This is a genomic window from Hasllibacter sp. MH4015 (assembly GCF_020177575.1).
Lineage (GTDB): Bacteria > Pseudomonadota > Alphaproteobacteria > Rhodobacterales > Rhodobacteraceae > Gymnodinialimonas.
This window is the reverse complement of the sequence record NZ_JAHTBK010000001.1, coordinates 1,798,450-1,813,603: the sequence shown is the minus strand read 5'-3', so window position 1 is coordinate 1,813,603 and position 15,154 is coordinate 1,798,450. Positions and strand designations below refer to the sequence as shown.

At 64.9% G+C, this 15,154-nt stretch carries 19 protein-coding genes; 7 read left to right on the top strand and 12 right to left on the bottom strand.

What is annotated here, in order from left to right; translation table 11 throughout:
* Positions 1–22 precede the first annotated feature (22 nt).
* Complete coding sequence (locus KUW62_RS09365; RefSeq protein WP_224815219.1) at positions 23–196, bottom strand: hypothetical protein; 174 nt, start codon at positions 194–196, stop codon at positions 23–25.
* Between the two features lie 239 nt (positions 197–435).
* On the opposite strand from KUW62_RS09365, the gene KUW62_RS09360 reads away from it, so the two are divergent.
* Positions 436–1,167, top strand: coding sequence for an LCCL domain-containing protein (locus KUW62_RS09360; RefSeq protein WP_224815218.1), 732 nt, complete (start codon positions 436–438; stop codon positions 1,165–1,167).
* Between the two features lie 68 nt (positions 1,168–1,235).
* Here the strand turns inward: KUW62_RS09360 and KUW62_RS09355 are convergent, their stop codons facing one another.
* The 6 genes from KUW62_RS09355 to purB all read right to left on the bottom strand — a co-directional run bounded on the left by KUW62_RS09355 (position 1,236) and on the right by purB (position 7,521).
* A complete protein-coding gene (locus tag KUW62_RS09355; RefSeq protein ID WP_224815217.1) occupies positions 1,236–2,834 on the bottom strand; it encodes an ATP-dependent DNA ligase in 1,599 nt (532 codons plus the stop codon).
* Positions 2,831–3,712 (bottom strand): alpha/beta hydrolase, encoded by an 882-nt coding sequence (locus KUW62_RS09350; protein ID WP_224815216.1) that lies wholly within the window; start codon positions 3,710–3,712, stop codon positions 2,831–2,833. The genes KUW62_RS09355 and KUW62_RS09350 overlap by 4 nt, the downstream gene beginning before the upstream one ends.
* Complete coding sequence (locus KUW62_RS09345) at positions 3,709–4,716, bottom strand: ligase-associated DNA damage response exonuclease (protein ID WP_224815215.1); 1,008 nt, start codon at positions 4,714–4,716, stop codon at positions 3,709–3,711. Before KUW62_RS09345 ends, KUW62_RS09350 begins: the two co-directional genes overlap by 4 nt.
* A 42-nt stretch (positions 4,717–4,758) precedes the next feature.
* The gene (locus KUW62_RS09340; RefSeq protein WP_224815214.1) at positions 4,759–5,844 is read right to left on the bottom strand and encodes a FliG C-terminal domain-containing protein; all 1,086 of its coding nucleotides are present in this window, start codon (positions 5,842–5,844) and stop codon (positions 4,759–4,761) included.
* Positions 5,845–5,966: 122 nt separating this feature from the next.
* The gene (locus KUW62_RS09335; RefSeq protein ID WP_224815213.1) at positions 5,967–6,137 is read right to left on the bottom strand and encodes an adenylosuccinate lyase; all 171 of its coding nucleotides are present in this window, start codon (positions 6,135–6,137) and stop codon (positions 5,967–5,969) included.
* Between the two features lie 76 nt (positions 6,138–6,213).
* Positions 6,214–7,521, bottom strand: a complete 1,308-nt coding sequence (gene purB / locus KUW62_RS09330) for an adenylosuccinate lyase (RefSeq protein ID WP_224815212.1) — start codon at positions 7,519–7,521, stop codon at positions 6,214–6,216.
* A gap of 63 nt (positions 7,522–7,584) precedes the next feature.
* On the opposite strand from purB, the gene KUW62_RS09325 reads away from it, so the two are divergent.
* The 3 genes from KUW62_RS09325 to KUW62_RS09315 all read left to right on the top strand — a co-directional run bounded on the left by KUW62_RS09325 (position 7,585) and on the right by KUW62_RS09315 (position 9,247).
* The gene (locus KUW62_RS09325) at positions 7,585–7,917 is read left to right on the top strand and encodes a hypothetical protein (protein WP_224815211.1); all 333 of its coding nucleotides are present in this window, start codon (positions 7,585–7,587) and stop codon (positions 7,915–7,917) included.
* Positions 7,914–8,318, top strand: coding sequence for a DUF6314 family protein (locus KUW62_RS09320; RefSeq protein WP_224815210.1), 405 nt, complete (start codon positions 7,914–7,916; stop codon positions 8,316–8,318). The genes KUW62_RS09325 and KUW62_RS09320 overlap by 4 nt, the downstream gene beginning before the upstream one ends.
* A 74-nt stretch (positions 8,319–8,392) precedes the next feature.
* Entirely contained in the window at positions 8,393–9,247 is an 855-nt protein-coding gene (locus KUW62_RS09315; protein ID WP_224815209.1) for a hypothetical protein, read from the top strand.
* 38 nt (positions 9,248–9,285) lie between these two features.
* Here the strand turns inward: KUW62_RS09315 and KUW62_RS09310 are convergent, their stop codons facing one another.
* Positions 9,286–9,711 carry a hypothetical protein gene (locus tag KUW62_RS09310; RefSeq protein ID WP_224815208.1) on the bottom strand — a complete coding sequence of 142 codons (426 nt, stop codon included), beginning with the start codon at positions 9,709–9,711 and terminating at the stop codon, positions 9,286–9,288.
* A gap of 68 nt (positions 9,712–9,779) precedes the next feature.
* A complete protein-coding gene (locus KUW62_RS09305; RefSeq protein ID WP_370632875.1) occupies positions 9,780–10,415 on the bottom strand; it encodes a class I SAM-dependent methyltransferase in 636 nt (211 codons plus the stop codon).
* A gap of 90 nt (positions 10,416–10,505) precedes the next feature.
* On the opposite strand from KUW62_RS09305, the gene KUW62_RS09300 reads away from it, so the two are divergent.
* Complete coding sequence (locus KUW62_RS09300; RefSeq protein WP_224815207.1) at positions 10,506–11,423, top strand: LysR family transcriptional regulator; 918 nt, start codon at positions 10,506–10,508, stop codon at positions 11,421–11,423.
* Here the strand turns inward: KUW62_RS09300 and KUW62_RS09295 are convergent.
* Both KUW62_RS09295 and KUW62_RS09290 read right to left on the bottom strand, forming a co-directional pair.
* Positions 11,396–12,166 (bottom strand): carbohydrate ABC transporter permease, encoded by a 771-nt coding sequence (locus tag KUW62_RS09295; protein WP_224815206.1) that lies wholly within the window; start codon positions 12,164–12,166, stop codon positions 11,396–11,398. The genes KUW62_RS09300 and KUW62_RS09295 overlap by 28 nt on opposite strands.
* A 127-nt stretch (positions 12,167–12,293) precedes the next feature.
* Positions 12,294–12,848, bottom strand: coding sequence for a TetR/AcrR family transcriptional regulator (locus KUW62_RS09290; RefSeq protein ID WP_224815205.1), 555 nt, complete (start codon positions 12,846–12,848; stop codon positions 12,294–12,296).
* Positions 12,849–12,930: 82 nt separating this feature from the next.
* Here KUW62_RS09290 and KUW62_RS09285 point away from each other — a divergent pair, with 82 nt between their 5' ends.
* The gene (locus tag KUW62_RS09285) at positions 12,931–13,356 is read left to right on the top strand and encodes a hypothetical protein (RefSeq protein WP_224815204.1); all 426 of its coding nucleotides are present in this window, start codon (positions 12,931–12,933) and stop codon (positions 13,354–13,356) included.
* Positions 13,357–13,414: 58 nt separating this feature from the next.
* Positions 13,415–13,876: a hypothetical protein gene (locus KUW62_RS09280; RefSeq protein ID WP_224815203.1), complete on the top strand. Its 462-nt coding sequence runs from the start codon at positions 13,415–13,417 to the stop codon at positions 13,874–13,876.
* 46 nt (positions 13,877–13,922) lie between these two features.
* Here the strand turns inward: KUW62_RS09280 and KUW62_RS09275 are convergent, their stop codons facing one another.
* The gene (locus KUW62_RS09275; RefSeq protein WP_224815202.1) at positions 13,923–15,125 is read right to left on the bottom strand and encodes a pyridoxal phosphate-dependent aminotransferase; all 1,203 of its coding nucleotides are present in this window, start codon (positions 15,123–15,125) and stop codon (positions 13,923–13,925) included.
* Positions 15,126–15,154 lie beyond the last annotated feature (29 nt).

Sequence of the window (15,154 nt, the reverse complement as noted above, 5' to 3'; positions counted from 1 at the left end):
GGTCCTTTCAACGGGCGCGGCCTCAGGTCTGGCGCGCGCCCCGTAGCTCCTTGATATGCAGGCGTATCCGCTCCCATTTGCGGGCGTCGGTCTCGGTCTTGGCGTCACGGGCTTTTTGCGCGGCCTCCACCTCTGCCTTGTCACCACGGGCGCGATAGAGCGCGTGGGCGTATTGCGTCATCTCGGCGTGCTGCATCTTCCGGATCCTCCGTGTCAGGGGTTCGGGGACCGGCAGTATAGCATCTTTTCCACCGGAATTGCAGGTCCAGGGCCATGGGCCGGGAGGGCGCAGCAATATGGGGAAACTCCCCCAGTGGCGGGTGCCGGACGCGAGGGTAGGGTCCGTGGATATTCCGCATGAGATCGCGGTGCTTCGAAATCCAAACCCCTTCTGATCCAGTCCTGACCGGACGCCACCCATTGAAAGCCAAAACCATGTTCAAGCCCCTTCTTCTGTCCGCCGTCACCCTTGCCAGCCTTGCCTTCGGCACGGCCGCTGGTCTTGCAACCACCGGCCTCGTGTTGCAACCCAGTGGCCATGCCCAATCCACCGGTGCCTGGGCCGTCTCACCCGACAGCCTGAACCTGAATTCGCACGGCGGAACCCGCACACATGTCTGCCCGCCGGGCGGCTCGGCCCACACGATCTGGGGCGCGGGGGATTACACCTCCGACAGCTCCATCTGCACCGCCGCCGTCCATGCCGGTCACATCAATTTCGCCAATGGAGGGCGCGTCACGATCCAGATCAATCAGGGTTTGTCATCCTTCGCCGGGGCCACCTGGAATGGCGTCACGTCCCACAGCTATGGGTCCTGGCCGCGCAGTTTCCGCGTGCTGGGGGCGCAATTCGTCCAACCCGCCCGCGTCATCGGTGCGGATACGAACCTGATCGACCTCGGGATCGCAGGGCAGGCGGGCTCGGTCCATTCCTTCATCTGCCCGCCCCTCGGTAGCGTCACGACGACGATCTGGGGCGACGGCGTCTACACCTCCGATAGCGCGATTTGCGCGGCGGCGGTCCATGCGGGCCGGATCACCGCAAGCTCCGGCGGTCGTGTGTCGATTGACGTGAGCGGCGGGCGGCAGAGCTATACCGGCGCATTCCGCAACGGCGTCGCCTCCCAGCAATATGGCCCGTGGAGCGCGTCCTTCAGCTTCCGCTGATCCCACGCCAATGAATTTCAGCAGCATCTGCCGTGCGAGAATCCCCTCGCGCGGCAATTTTCCTGGACCTAGCCGTACTCCGCCAGCATCGCGTTCAGATCGTCGAGCGTGTTCGCCTCCTGCAAGGGTTTGTCCTTGCGCCAGCGGGCCATGCGGGGAAACCGCAGCGCGACGCCGGATTTGTGGCGGGGGGAGGCCTGGATGCCCTCGAACGCGATCTCGAAGACGTGGTGGGGTTTGACCGCGCGCACGGGGCCGAAGCGGTCGGTTGTGTTCTTGCGGACCCAGGCCGTGATCTCGCGGAACTCGGCATCGGTCAGGCCGGAATAGGCCTTGGTGAAGGGCACCAGATCGTTGCCGTTCCACACAGCGAAGGTGAAATCGGTGTAAAGCGTTGCGCGACGGCCTGATCCCGCTTGGGCATAGATCATCACGGCGTCGATGGTCAGGGGATCGACCTTCCATTTCCACCAATCGCCCTTCTTGCGCCCCGCCAGATAGGGCGCAGACAGGCGCTTCAGCATCAGCCCTTCCGCCCCGATCTCCCGACTGATGGCGCGGGCCTCGGCCAGATCCTCCCAACTCTCGCCCTCTACCCGAGGGGAAAGGCGGATCGGAAGGTCGGGGGACAGATCGGACAGAGCATCGGCAAGGATCGTGCGGCGGTCGATCAAGGGGGTCTGGCGGATATCGACGCCGTGCCATTCCAGAAGGTCATAGGCCATCAGGATGCATGGCGCGTCTGCCAGCAGCTTTTTCGGCACGGTCTTGCGCCCGATCCGCGGTTGCAGCTTGTTGAACGACAACGGCGCCTCCGCGTCCCGGTCATAGGCCAGAACCTCTCCGTCGATCACGGTGCCGGGGGGCAGGAAGTCGATCAGTTGCGCGAATTCCGGGAAGCGGTCGGTCATCAGGTCTTCGCCCCGAGACCACAGGAACCGTTCGCCGCCTCGCAAGATCAGCTGGCCGCGGATGCCGTCCCATTTCCGCTCCGCCAGCCAGTCGGCGACATCGCCCTGATCCTCGGTCGCGCCTTCCAGCTGGTAGGCGAGGTAGAACGGGTAGGGTCGGGACAGGTCGGCGGTCGGGTCGGGCGCCTCGATCAGGCTGTCCCACGTCACGTTGTCGGGCGACCAATCGCCCATCAGCCGGTGGGTCAGCTCCGCCTCCTCGATGCCGGTGGCCTTGGCAAGCGCGCGGGTCATCAGCTTCTGGCTGACCCCCATGCGCCATCCGCCGGTGATGAGCTTGTTGAAGACGAACCGTTCGATGGGCGGCAGGCCATCCCAAGCGTCCAGGATCGCCGCCTTGCGCGTCTCCTCCTCCGCATTGTCGAGCCCGCGCAGGGTTGCGATCCAGTCCGACAGAGATTTCTCGATCCGGGTCGTGGGGGCGGGAAGGACCAACGCAATGGTTTCCGACAGATCGCCCACCACGGGGTAGCACGCTTCGAACAGCCATAACGGGATGCCGGCGCGTTCCGCCGCCCACTCGCGCAGTTTTGTCGTGGTGATCGCGCGGCGCGGGCGGCGGCCCGACAGAAGCGCGATGGTCCATATCTTGTCGTCTTCCGGCGCGGCCGCGAAATATTCGGCAAGCGCGGCGGTCTTGACGCTGGTCTTGGTGGTCTGGTCCAGCGCGGTGAAGAGGGCGGCGAAATCCTTCATCTGTGCGACGCGATGAAGTCGCCAAGCTGCGCGATGGCCCGGTCCGCGGCGGGCATCAGACCGGCATGGAGGTGCCAGACATGCATCAGGCCGGGCCAGAGGTCGAGGGTCGCGTCATCCATCGCCTCCGCGATGCGGGCGCTGTCCTGAGCCAGCGCCTCACCCTCCGCCGCGTGGATGAGGGTTGGGGGCAAGCCGGTCAGATCACCGTGCAAGGGGGAGACATCGGGATCGGTCGGATCAGTACCGGGAAGGTAAACGCTCTCGATCCGGGCCGGCCATTCCGGCGGGATAAGAAGCTCATTCGTCGCCCCCGCAAACCGCTCCTCGATATCACCCGACAGGTCGGCGACCGGGCCGATCAGGCAGCACGCCTTGGGCAGCGGCAGGCCCGCGTCGCGCGCATGCTGCAGCACGGACAGCGCAAGGCAGCCACCGGCACTGTCGCCCGCGATGGCGACCGGCGGTGTTCCATCCTCCACCAGACGCGCGTAGGCGGCGATGACATCCTCCCGCGCGGCGGGGAAGGGATGTTCGGGGGCAAGTCGGTAGCGCGGCGCGTAGGCGCGCAGGCCCGTCGCCTTCGCCAGCGCGCCGACCAGGGGCGCATGGGTGCGGGGCGAGCCGATGGTGAAGCCGCCTCCGTGGATATAAAGAATGACCGGCGCGTTCCGGTCGACACCGTCCGGGCGGAACCACAGGCCATCGTGGCGGTCGCGGATCGGGATCATCCCGCGCGGCAGTTTACCGCCAAGCCGCGTGCTGATCGCGAAAAGGACACGCAGAACCCGTTGGGGCGCGACGAAGCGCAGGACAGCCCGCTCCAGCGTGCGCGCCTGGAATACGAAGAACCGGTCGATCGCGGTCAGGTCATTCATGCCACGACCTCTTCCGCCTCATCGAGGTCCTCTCCGCCGAATTCCGTTTCCACGATGCCCGCGTCATAGCCCTGCTCACGCAGCCATTGGGAGAATTGCGCGGTATAGCCGTGGGTGACGAAGACCCGCTCCGCCCCGGTCTGTGCGATGGCCCAGTTCAGGCCCTTCCAGTCGGCGTGGTCGCTGACGACAAATCCGCGGTCAGCGGCCCGGCGGCGGCGCACGCCCCTCAGGCGCATCCAGCCCGACGCAAATCCGGTGGACACGGTGCCGAAACGTTTCATCCATGTCGTGCCAAGCGCGGAGGGCGGGGCGAGGACGATGGCGTCGGGGTGGGATTTTCCGTCCACACCCTCGACCACCGGCACCGTGTCGGGCAGGGCGATCCCCTGCGCGCGCAACACGCGGTTCGTCGCCTCCACCGCGCCGTGGGTCAGGATCGGGCCGATGGAGGGGTCGAGCAGCCGCATGATCCGTTGCGCCTTGCCAAGGGCGTAGACGCCAAGCACCGCACGCTTGCCATCGGCCACGCAACCCGCCCACCAAGCGTTGAGGTCGCGCGCCAGATCCGCCTGGTCCGGCCAGTCGTAGATCGGCAGGCCGAACGTGCTTTCCGTAATGAACGCATGGCACTTTATGGGCTCGAACGGCTCCGACAGGCCATCGTTGATGGTCTTGTAATCGCCCGACGCGACCCAGACCTCGCCCGCGACTTCCACCCGGATCTGGGCGGAGCCCGGCACGTGACCCGCGGGGTGGAAGCTGATATTCGCATCGCCAATCCGGTGTGTCACGCCGTATCCGGTCGTCTCCATGCGGATATCGCCCAGGCGGTGGCGCATCACCGGGGCAGACGCGTCCGTCGCCAGATAGGCGCCGTGGCCCGGGCGGGCGTGGTCGGAATGGCCATGGGTGATGAGCGCGCGCGGCACCGGGCGCCACGGGTCGATATAGGCGTCCGCGGCAGGGCAATAGATGCCGCTTGGGGTGAATTCCAGTACCATGACCGGAATATAGGGCCTTGGATGCGGCGCGGCGAGGAAAGGTTAGTCTTCGGGCGCGAGCAGTTTGATTTCCCCCTCCGCCTCAAGGGCGCGGATGGCGCTTACAACCTCTGCCATGGCGACTTCGCCATCCTCCGGCTTGGGTGTGCCGCGCGTCTCCGCCTCATCGCGAAGCTGTTCCGCAAGGCGCTTGGAGATATTCTCCAATATGAACTCCACGCTCATCGGTGCGGCAACCAGCCCCGCAGCCAGCGCAAGGGACATCGTGTCGCCATCCACCTTGCGGATGACCAAGGGCACGTCTGCCGGATCAACCCGTGCCGGGATGTGGATGAAGGCGAAGATGGATTTGCGCACTTCGCCCGCGAAGACGGTATCGCGGCCCTCCAACCCCTCCAGCATCTTGTCGCGGGCGGCCTGGGGCGTCGAATTGAGGATCGCGCCCACCCGTTCTGCGGCGCTGGCCTGGAAGGCCGTGACGGGCAGCGCGTCGAGCACCTGGGCCAGATGCCCGCCGATGCGCGCCACCAAATCGGGCGTGACGGTTTCGGTCAGCGCAACGGTATGGGCCAGCACCTGCGCCCGTTCCTCCGGCAGATCGGCCAGCAGCGCGGCGGCCTTGGCGACCGAGAGCTTGGACAGAAGTACCGCGCAAACCTCCGCGCTTTCGCTTTCCAACAGGGGTCGCAGGCGGTCGATGTCCTGTCGCGAGACGCGAGACCACGGGTCATCGCCCATCTCCGCCTCCATCCGCAAGGTGTCGAGCGGCCCGTCGGCAAGATGCGGAGCCAAGAGGTCCACCGTCTCGGACAGGGTGTCGGGGAAGCTGAGGGCGAGGTTGTCAATCTGCCGCGTGAAGTCGCGCACAACCTCCGACAAAGTGGCGCGGTCGATATGTTTGAGGTCGGAGATTGCGCGGGCAAGCCGCATCTGGTGATCCGCGGGCAGTTTCCGCACGCCGGGAGAGACGCCTTGCCCCAGCAAGAGGCGCACAATCACCGCCGCCTTTTGTCGGGACGTCAGGCGGGCCGGTGTCACGTCCCGCGCCGTGACGCGCGCGTCACGGGCCACGCGCCCTTCCAGCGTTACCGCGTCACCATCGGAAAATATGTCCTGTCGCACACCCATCTTCACCCAATCCTTTCCCCGCAGGCAGGTATGCCCGCGCGGGGTTAAGGGGAGGTAAGGGCGCGCGCCGGGTAAACGCGAATAGTGCCTAGAGTTTTAGCGATCGCGAAAGCGGGCCGGGATCAACTGGACGCGGTCGCCACGCAGGCCATGGCGGTCGCATCCCAGATCGTGCCCTCGGCACAGCTGATCGCGGCTTCCTGCGTCGAATGCTCGCCCCACATGCACTGCGCCGATGCAAGCGCGGGTGCCGAGATAAGGACGAGGGCGGTCAATACGGTCTTGATCGTCATGGTCTTCTCCGAAATGGCCTCGTTGCAGGTGCAAGGGTAGCGCAATCTCCGGTAAACTCAAAATCGCGCGGCGCGCCTAACCTTCGCCGAAGACCCGTTTGAAGATCGTGTCGACATGCTTGGTGTGATAGCCGAGGTCGAATTTCTCCTCGATCCCGTCTTGGCCGAGGGCCGCGACGACCTCCGGATCGTCCAGAAGCTCTTGGCGGAAATCGGTCCGCTCCTCCCACACCTTGAGCGCATTGCGCTGCACCATGGCGTAGGCGTCCTCTCGGCTGACACCGGCCTGCGTGAGCGCAAGCAAAACCCTTTGCGACATCACGAGGCCGGGGAACTTGTTCATGTTGTCGAGCATGTTGTCGGGAAAAATCAGCATCTTGTCGATCACACCGGTAAGCCGGGCCAGCGCGAAATCGAGTGTCACGGTCGCATCCGGCGCAATGGCGCGTTCCACGGACGAGTGAGAGATATCGCGTTCATGCCAGAGCGCCACATTCTCCATCGCCGGCACGACGGCCATGCGCACCAGCCGGGCAAGACCGGTCAGGTTTTCGGTCAAAACCGGGTTTTTCTTGTGGGGCATCGCGGAGGAACCTTTTTGCCCGATGGAGAAGAATTCCGCCCCTTCCAGCACCTCCGTCCGCTGCATGTGGCGGATTTCCGTGGCGACGTTTTCAATACTGCTGGCGATCACGCCCAGGGTGGCAAAGAACATCGCGTGGCGGTCGCGGGGGATCACTTGGGTGGAAATCGGCTCCGGCGACAGGCCCAGTTGCGCGCAAACATGCTCTTCCACCCGAGGGTCGATATTGGCGAAGGTCCCCACGGCGCCGGAAATCGCGCCGGTCGCCACTTCATCCCGCGCCAGTTTCATGCGGGCGAGGTTGCGGTCCATCTCCGCGTAAAAGCGCGCGAAGGTCAGTCCCATGGTGGTGGGTTCGGCATGGATGCCGTGGGACCGGCCCACGCGCACGGTCATCTTGTGCTCCATCGCGCGGCGCTTGAGCGCGGCCAGAAGCTCCCCCAAATCGGCGATCAGAATGTCGGCGGCACGCACCAACTGCACGTTCAGGCAGGTGTCGAGCACGTCCGAGGATGTCATACCCTGGTGCACAAACCGCGCCTCGTCGCTGCCGACATGTTCCGCCAGGTGGGTCAGGAAGGCGATGACATCGTGCTTTGTCACAGCCTCGATCTCATCAATGCGGGCGACGTCGAAGGTGACATCCTTCGCTTTCCACACAGCCTCCGCATTCTCCCGCGGGATCACGCCCAGATCGGCCATGGCGTCGCAGGCATGGGCCTCGATCTCGTACCAGATGCGGAACTTGGTGGCCGGCTCCCAGATCTGGACCATGTCGGGACGGGAATAGCGGGGGATCATGGGCTTGCCTTTCGCTGACGTGTCGGGTGTCTGTTAAGGCGCGGATCGCGGAGGGACAAGCAGATGCGGGGACGGGCGACACTGGGGATCGCGATGCTTGTGGCGGGGGCGGTCGGCGCGCAAACCCTGGACGGCGCGGGTATCACGGCGCTGTTGACCGACCGCATCGTGACCTACGAGAACGGCGCCACCCAACGTTTCTACCCGTCGGGCCGGACGCTCTACACCCATGGGGAGCCGTCCTGGGGCGAATGGCGGGTGGAGGCGGATCGCTATTGCAGCCTCTGGCCGCCCGCCCCGGACTGGGATTGCTACGACGTCTCCGCCGATGGGGACGCGGTGAATTTCATGGATGATTGGGGCAACGACTTCCCCGGAACCCTCTCGGAGCCATGATAAACCTGTCGGATCTGGAGGGGCGCTGGCGGGTCAATCGTGTGATCGAGGATGAGCGTGCGGGGCTGACGGGGCGGTTCGAGGGGGTTTCGGTCTGGACGCCCGAACGTGACGGCCTGCTGCAATCGGAGGACGGCATCCTGACCTATGGCGGGGCTGCACCGATGAAGGCCACGCGCCGCTACCATTGGGCCGAGATTGACGGCGCGCTGCACGTGTTCTTCGACGATGGCCGCCCGTTTCATGTGGTGCCTCAAGATGGCGCGGAGGCAGTGCATGATTGCCCGCCCGACATCTACCGCGTCACGTACCGCTTTCGCGGGGCGGGTTTCGACACGTGTTGGCGCGTGACCGGGCCGCGCAAGAACATGGTCCTGACCTCCACCTTCGCGCGGGTCTGACGAAATCCTTGCAATGGCGCGCCGCGCGGGGGACGGTTCTCGCCCATCATCCCGATTTGCCGGAGCGTTGCCCGATGCGTCTTCCCGTCCTCTCCCTGAGCCTCATCGCCTTCGGTGCCACATCCATCTCCGCGCAAGATGTCGGCCCCGATATCTCCGGCCATGTCTGGACGCGCTATACGGAGGTGAACGAAAATGTCTTCGACACGATCCTTGAGCTGACCTACGGCGTGCCGGAAACCGATGACATCCTGATCCGCGCCCAGTGCGCGATCGGCGCTCAGGACCCCTATGTCGTGGTCCAGGTCGCGGCGGATATCGAAGGTCTGGCAGACGGCGACACCGCCACCTTGCGCGCCACGATCCCCGACGGGCGCAGCGTGGATATCAACGGCACGGTGATCGGCACGTTTGCGGAGGTCGGCATCTCGGGCATCGAATTGGCGCTTGGGACGTCCGATCTGCCGTGGCTGACCCTTGCGGGCGACGCGACCCTGACGCTGGAACGCGTGGGCGGGCGCGGCGGCTTCACCCTGACAGGCAACGGGCCGAACACGATCGGGCCGTTTCTGGCGGATTGTGCCAATATCGGGCTGCTGGAGGTCGAAAGCGGCACCCGTCCCAGCGCGCCCGTAGATGCGCAGCCGGGATATCTGGCGTGCGACAATTTCGGGCGTGTCAGTTCCCGCGACACCGGCGCGCCTATGGTGCTGACCTTCGTTAATGAAACCAATGCGTATCGCGGGTTGATCTGGTTCGATCCTGCGGGCCAGGCCGTCGATGTGGGGGCCGTCGCCGCCGGGGAAAGCACCAGTTTTCAGACCGATCCGGGCCATGTCTGGATGGCCACGGACGGCCCCGGAAATTGCCGCGAAATGGTGCAGCCTACGGCGGGACAGTCAGAATATAGACTTACGGTTCCAAATTGATTTTCAACAGCTTGTAAGGCGACGTTAAAGCATCACTTTCACTCTGCGGCGTCTTCCGCCGATTTGGCCGCGGCCATGATCCGGTCGGCTTTCTTGCGCACCAGCACGCTGCGCAGGTCATGCATCGCCAGCAGCAGGCGATCCGTCACGTCCTCCAGATCCTCGTCGGAGGCGCGGCTTTGCGCCCAGTGGGTCGTAAGGTTCAGGTAATCGACCGCGCGGTGAATATCGTCGATGTCGCGGTCGGCCAGGACGGCCTGACGTTCCTCCATCCAATCCGCTATGACGGCGGACTCGTCTTCGGTCAGGATGTGGTCGCCATGGGGTTTAACGTTGCCGTTGCGAATGTTGACGACCGCGATCTCGTCCATCTCGATCCGGCGCTGCCGGTTCTCCGTCGAAACACGAAAGACGGCGGCGCCGTTTTCCCTGATCCGGAAGTAATATTCGGGAAGTTCCGTCATGGATTGCCCACACCTGCCTGCTTGTCGGTGACAATCCGGTCAAACGGGGCAGGCGTCAAGCGGCGGGCTCAGATCCGACGGGCCACGACGAAATGGGAGGGCGGTTTGGCGGGATAATCCCCCGTCTCCACGATCTCGAACCCGGCGGCGAGGATCCGGCGCTCAACCTCTGCGGTGGTGATGAAGCGCACGAAGGGCGCCTTGCCGAACGCCTGCATCACGGCGATCACGGGCTTGAGCCAGGTGCGCCCGTTGCCAAGGCACGGGGTCTTGCTGATGAAAAGCCCGCCCTTGGGTAATTGCGCCGCGACCTTTGACAGTTCTCCGTCCAGATCCTCGATCAGGTGCAGGAGATTGAAGGCGAGGATCGTATCGAACATCCCGTCAAGTCCATCTTCCCCGATCCGGCCCGCAACCGGCATGACGTTGTGGATCGACGCTTCCCACAGCTTGGCGCGCCCGATCTCCACCATTTCGGTGGAGATATCGGAGGCGGTGATATGGCCCGCATGGGGTGCCAGCAGGATCGCGGTCGACGCGGTGCCGCACCCCATCTCCAGCACCCGATCCTCGGGCCGCAGATGGGCGCGGACCCGGTCCAGCGTGGCTTCATAGGCGGGAACATCGCCGATCTTGCTCTTGGCGTATTTCTGCGCGGCCTTGTTCCAGAAGCTTGCGGCATTGGATCTAGTCATGGTGGTCATCGTTGGGCTCCGGTCTGCATTGGCTCACGTTACGGCGGCGGGCGTGCAAACAAAATTGCATAGTTTGGAATAGATGATATGCATTTGTGCATGGCTTTGAATTGGTCCGCCATCGACTTCGACTGGAACCAGGTGCGCGCCTTCCTTGCGACGGCGGAGGAGGGCAACCTGTCGGGTGCCGCCCGCGCGCTTGGCACCACTCAACCCACGATCGGGCGGCAGGTGACGGCGCTGGAACGCGCATTGGGTGTGTCGCTGTTCGAGCGGACGGGGCGCGGCCTGGTCCTGACACCGTCGGGCGCGGACATGCTGGCCGATGTGCGCGCCATGGGGGAGGCGGCGGCGCGGATCTCCCTGATTGCCGCCAGCCGGTCGGAGGAGGTTGCGGGCCGCGTGGCGATCAGCGTGTCGGACATGATGGCGATCAACATCATGCCCGATATCCTTGCGGTGCTGTCCGACAACGTGCCGGAGATCGAGGTGGAGCTGATCGTGACCAACGACATCTCGGACCTGCTGAGGCGTGAGGCCGACATCGCGATCCGGCATGTCAGCTCGCCCGAGCCGGACCTGATTTCGCGCAAGATCAACCATGGCTTCGCGCGGTTCTACGCCAGCGAAAGCTTCGTTGCGCGCCACGGTGCGCCCACCCGAATGTCGGAGGCGCGCGATATGCCGTTCATCGGGTTCGGCGCGCCGCAAGTGATGGTCGACGAGATGGCCAAGCGCGGCATCGCCCTGCCGCCGGGATCGGTGAAGCTCTATTCCGGTGCGATCTTCGCCGCGTGGGAGATGGTGCGCGCGGGCCTTGGCATCGGGATCATGTCCGACGAGGTGGCGCGGCGCACGGACGGGATCGTGCCGGTCTTGCAGGAGGAGCCGACGCTGCCGGTCGATATGTGGCTGGTCACCCATCGCGAGTTACGCACATCGCGCAGGATTCGCGTGGTCTGGGACATCCTCGTAGAGGAGTTGACCCGTCAGGCCCGCATCGGGGCCAGCCCCTGAACGATCCAGCGTTGCGCGATGATGAACACGACGAGCGGCGGAAGCATCGCGATTGCGGCCAGCGCGAAGGAGGCCGGAGAGCCGATGCGCAATTGCGCGATGCCGCTGACCACGGTGGCCCGTTCCGGCGCCGAGGGGGAGGCGATGAGCGGCCAGAGATACTGGTTCCATCCTAGGACGAAGAAGAACGCCATGAGGGCCGCGATCACCGGCAGGCTGAGCGGGACCACGAAATCGAGGAACACGCGCCCCGGTCCCGCGCCGTCGAGGCGGGCGGCCTCGATCACCTCGGCGGGGATTTGCATCATCTGGGCGCGCAGGATCAGGGTGCCGAGGCCGGTGGCGACGACCGGCAGGATCAACCCGGTATAGGTGTTCAGAACACCCAGCGCATCGGTCACGAGGATCGTGGGCATGATGCGGGATTCGATCGGCAGGAAGAGCGGCAGCAGGATCAGGGGCATGATGGCGCGCGCAAACGGCGGGCGGAAGAAGACGAGGGCGTAGGCCGCGAGGATCGAGACGAAGGTTTTCACAAGCGCTACGCCCGCGGCGATCACGAATGTGGTCCGCAACATGTCGCCCAAGGGCGGGCGGCTGCCGGTGGCCTCCGTCGACAGGAGCGACAGGAGGGGACCGAGACCGTTGCCGAACGCGACCGACAGCAGAAGCGCCAGCGGTGCCAGCATCACGGTGCAGCCGAAGATTAGGATCAGATGGTCGGTCAGGCGCGCGCGGGGCATGAAAGCGGCCTATCGGGTGCCGCGGGGCTCGGCAAGGGAAGAGCGGGGAGAGGCGAACTTATCACGCGTGATAAGGTAGGTTAAATCATTGAAAATTTGTGCAAATGACATTTTTCTTAAGGGTATCTTAACGGTTTGAAGGCGATGCCAGGATGTGTTCGACAAGTGCCGTCAGCGCCCCGGCCGTGCCCACACATCCCCGCGCCTGGAGGTCGTCGAGACCGATGAAGGCCCCGTAGAACAGGATCGCCAGCCTGCGCGGCTGTCCGCACGCCTCCAGCAAATCCCCGACATAGGCGATCCGCTTCGCGTCGATGCCCGCCACCGCGTCGGCGACATTTGCGTCATGCAGGGACCAGGCGCGGATGGCCGGTTCGATCAGCAGGCCGCCGAAACGATCCGGTGCGCCGTCATTGGCAAGACGGGCAAGCGCCCGGAGCCGCGCCTGCGGCGTCGGAATATCGGCCAATCCGTCGACGATGCCGGTGAAAGCCTTGTCCTGCCAGAGCGCCAGCATGGCGGCGTGGTAAGCGGGCACGTCCTTGAAATGATGGTAGAAGCTGCCCTTGGTCGTCTTGAGGCGACGGGCCAGGGCTTCGGCCTTCAACGCCTGGGGCCCGGTCTCGGACAGGGCGCGAAAGCCCGCGGCGATCCAGTCTTCGGGGGTGAGGCGATTTGACATCGGCAGACCATACGCTGCCGTATTGTTCGGCGCAACGGAATCTTGCATACGGTAGCGTATGGAATCAATCGGAGGGTGTGACATGGAGCGCAACAAGACGAATATCGGGTACCTTGTGGCGGGCGGATTGTTCGTGGCGACGGCGGCGATCCACGCGCTGGTGGGCGGGCCGGAGGTCAACGCACCGGTGCAGGACAGCGCGCTGGACCCGCTGGTACGTGCAGTGTCCGCCGTGGTGTGGCACGCGCTGACGGCGTTGTTCGTGGTGTTTGGCGGCGCGATGATCTGGACCGCGTGGAATGGCGGACGTGCCTTGGTGGTTACGCTGCTTGCGGTCAACGCCGCGTTCATTGCGCTGTTTCTTGCCATCGGGATCGTTGCCCTGGGAACGATCTGGCCGATGCCGCAATGGGTGCTGTTCGGCGTGATCTCGGGCGTGATGATCTGGGGGCTGCGCGTGGATCGCGCCCGCGTGTGGAATAGGGGGCGCCCGGCGACGAAGGCTTGATCTTGCGCGCCTGACTTGGGAGGCTCGGGCCAGGCCGGGAGGGACGGATATGGCGCGCTTGAGTGCTTTCAGAGACGTGTTTCTAGCGGCGGCGGTGCTTTTTTTCGGAGCGCTTCCGGCCGCTGCGCAGGATCTGACCGGCGCGGTCTGGTCGGTCTGCGGATATGACGGTGCATATACCTGGCATGACACGAGGCTTGTGTTCCTCGACCAGTCCGCGACCGAGACGGGGATGGGTCTGTCGGGCTATTTCGACTGGCGCAGTTCCGGAGGACATACAGGGCGTGAATGGTTCCACGGGACGCTTGACGCGGACGGGTCCTTGGCGCTGCAGGGCGTCGAGATATCGGGCGGCGCGAGCATCGTGACGTCGCGGTATCTGGCGCAGGTGAACGACGAAGGGACGGCGATTGTCGACGGCGTCTGGCTGGACGGCGCGCCCGGCATCTGGGCCGCATTGCGCGATGGCGGGCAGGGCACGGCGGAGCGGTTGTGCGGGACCGAGGCGCAAGTGTCCTAGGCGGCAGGGTGAACCCCGCCCCCCGGTCCGGGCGGGAATTCGGAGCTTAGGTAAGGGACGCGCAGAAATCCTGGATGCGGGTGCAGGCTTCCTTTAGGTTCTCGTCGCTCGTCGCGTAGCTGACCCGGAAGGCGGGGCTCAACCCGAAGGCGCCGCCGAAGACGACGGCAACGCCCTTTTCCTCCAGAAGCGCGGTGGCGAAGGTCTCGTCCGTGTCGATCTTTGTGCCCCCGGCGGAGGTCTTGCCGATCAGGCCCTCGATGGTCGGGTAGACGTAGAATGCGCCTTCCGGGACGGGGCAGGTGATGCCCTCGATTTCCGACAGCATTGACACAACCAGATCGCGGCGGCGCTTGAATGTCTCGTTGTTGGGCGCGAGAAAGTCCTGCGGGCCGTTCAGCGCCTCCACCGCCGCCCATTGGGAGATGGAGCAGGGGTTGGACGTGGATTGCGACTGCACCTTGCGCATGGCCTTGATGAGGTCTTCGGGGCCCGCTGCGTAGCCGATGCGCCAGCCAGTCATGGCATAGGCCTTGGAGACGCCGTTGCAGGTGAGCGTGCGGTCATAGAGGCCCGGTTCGACCTGCGCGGGGGTCGCGAATTCGAAATCGTCGTAGACGAGGTGTTCGTACATGTCGTCGGTCATCACCCAGACGTGGGGATGCTTCATCAACACATCGGTCAGGCCCTTGAGTTCCTCAGCCGTATAGCCCGCGCCGGTGGGGTTGGAGGGCGAGTTGAAGATGAACCACTTGGTGTTGGGCGTGATCGCGGCGTCCAACTGCGCCGGCGTAATCTTGTAGGCGGCCTCGGGCGAGGCTTCGATGAAGACAGGCGCCCCACCCGCCAGCAGGACCATGTCGGGGTAGGAGACCCAGTAGGGCGCGGGGATGATGACCTCATCGCCCGGGTTCAGGGTGGCCATGAGGGCGTTGTAGAGGATCTGCTTGCCGCCGGTGCCGACCGTGACCTGCGCGGGGGTGTAATCGAGCCCGTTGTCGCGGGCGAACTTCGCGGTGATCGCCTCCTTCAGCTCCGGGATGCCATCGACGGCGGTGTATTTCGTGCGGCCCGCGTCGATTGCGGCCTTGCCCGCGGCCTTGATGTTGTCGGGCGTGTCGAAGTCCGGCTCCCCCGCGCCGAGGCCGATGACATCCTTGCCCTGACGCTTCAACTCGGCCGCCAGGTTCGACACGGCGATGGTCGGAGAGGGCTTCACGCGCGCAAGCGTGTCGGAAAGGAAGGGCATCGTGTCGCGTCCTTGGGTGGTGGGCGCCC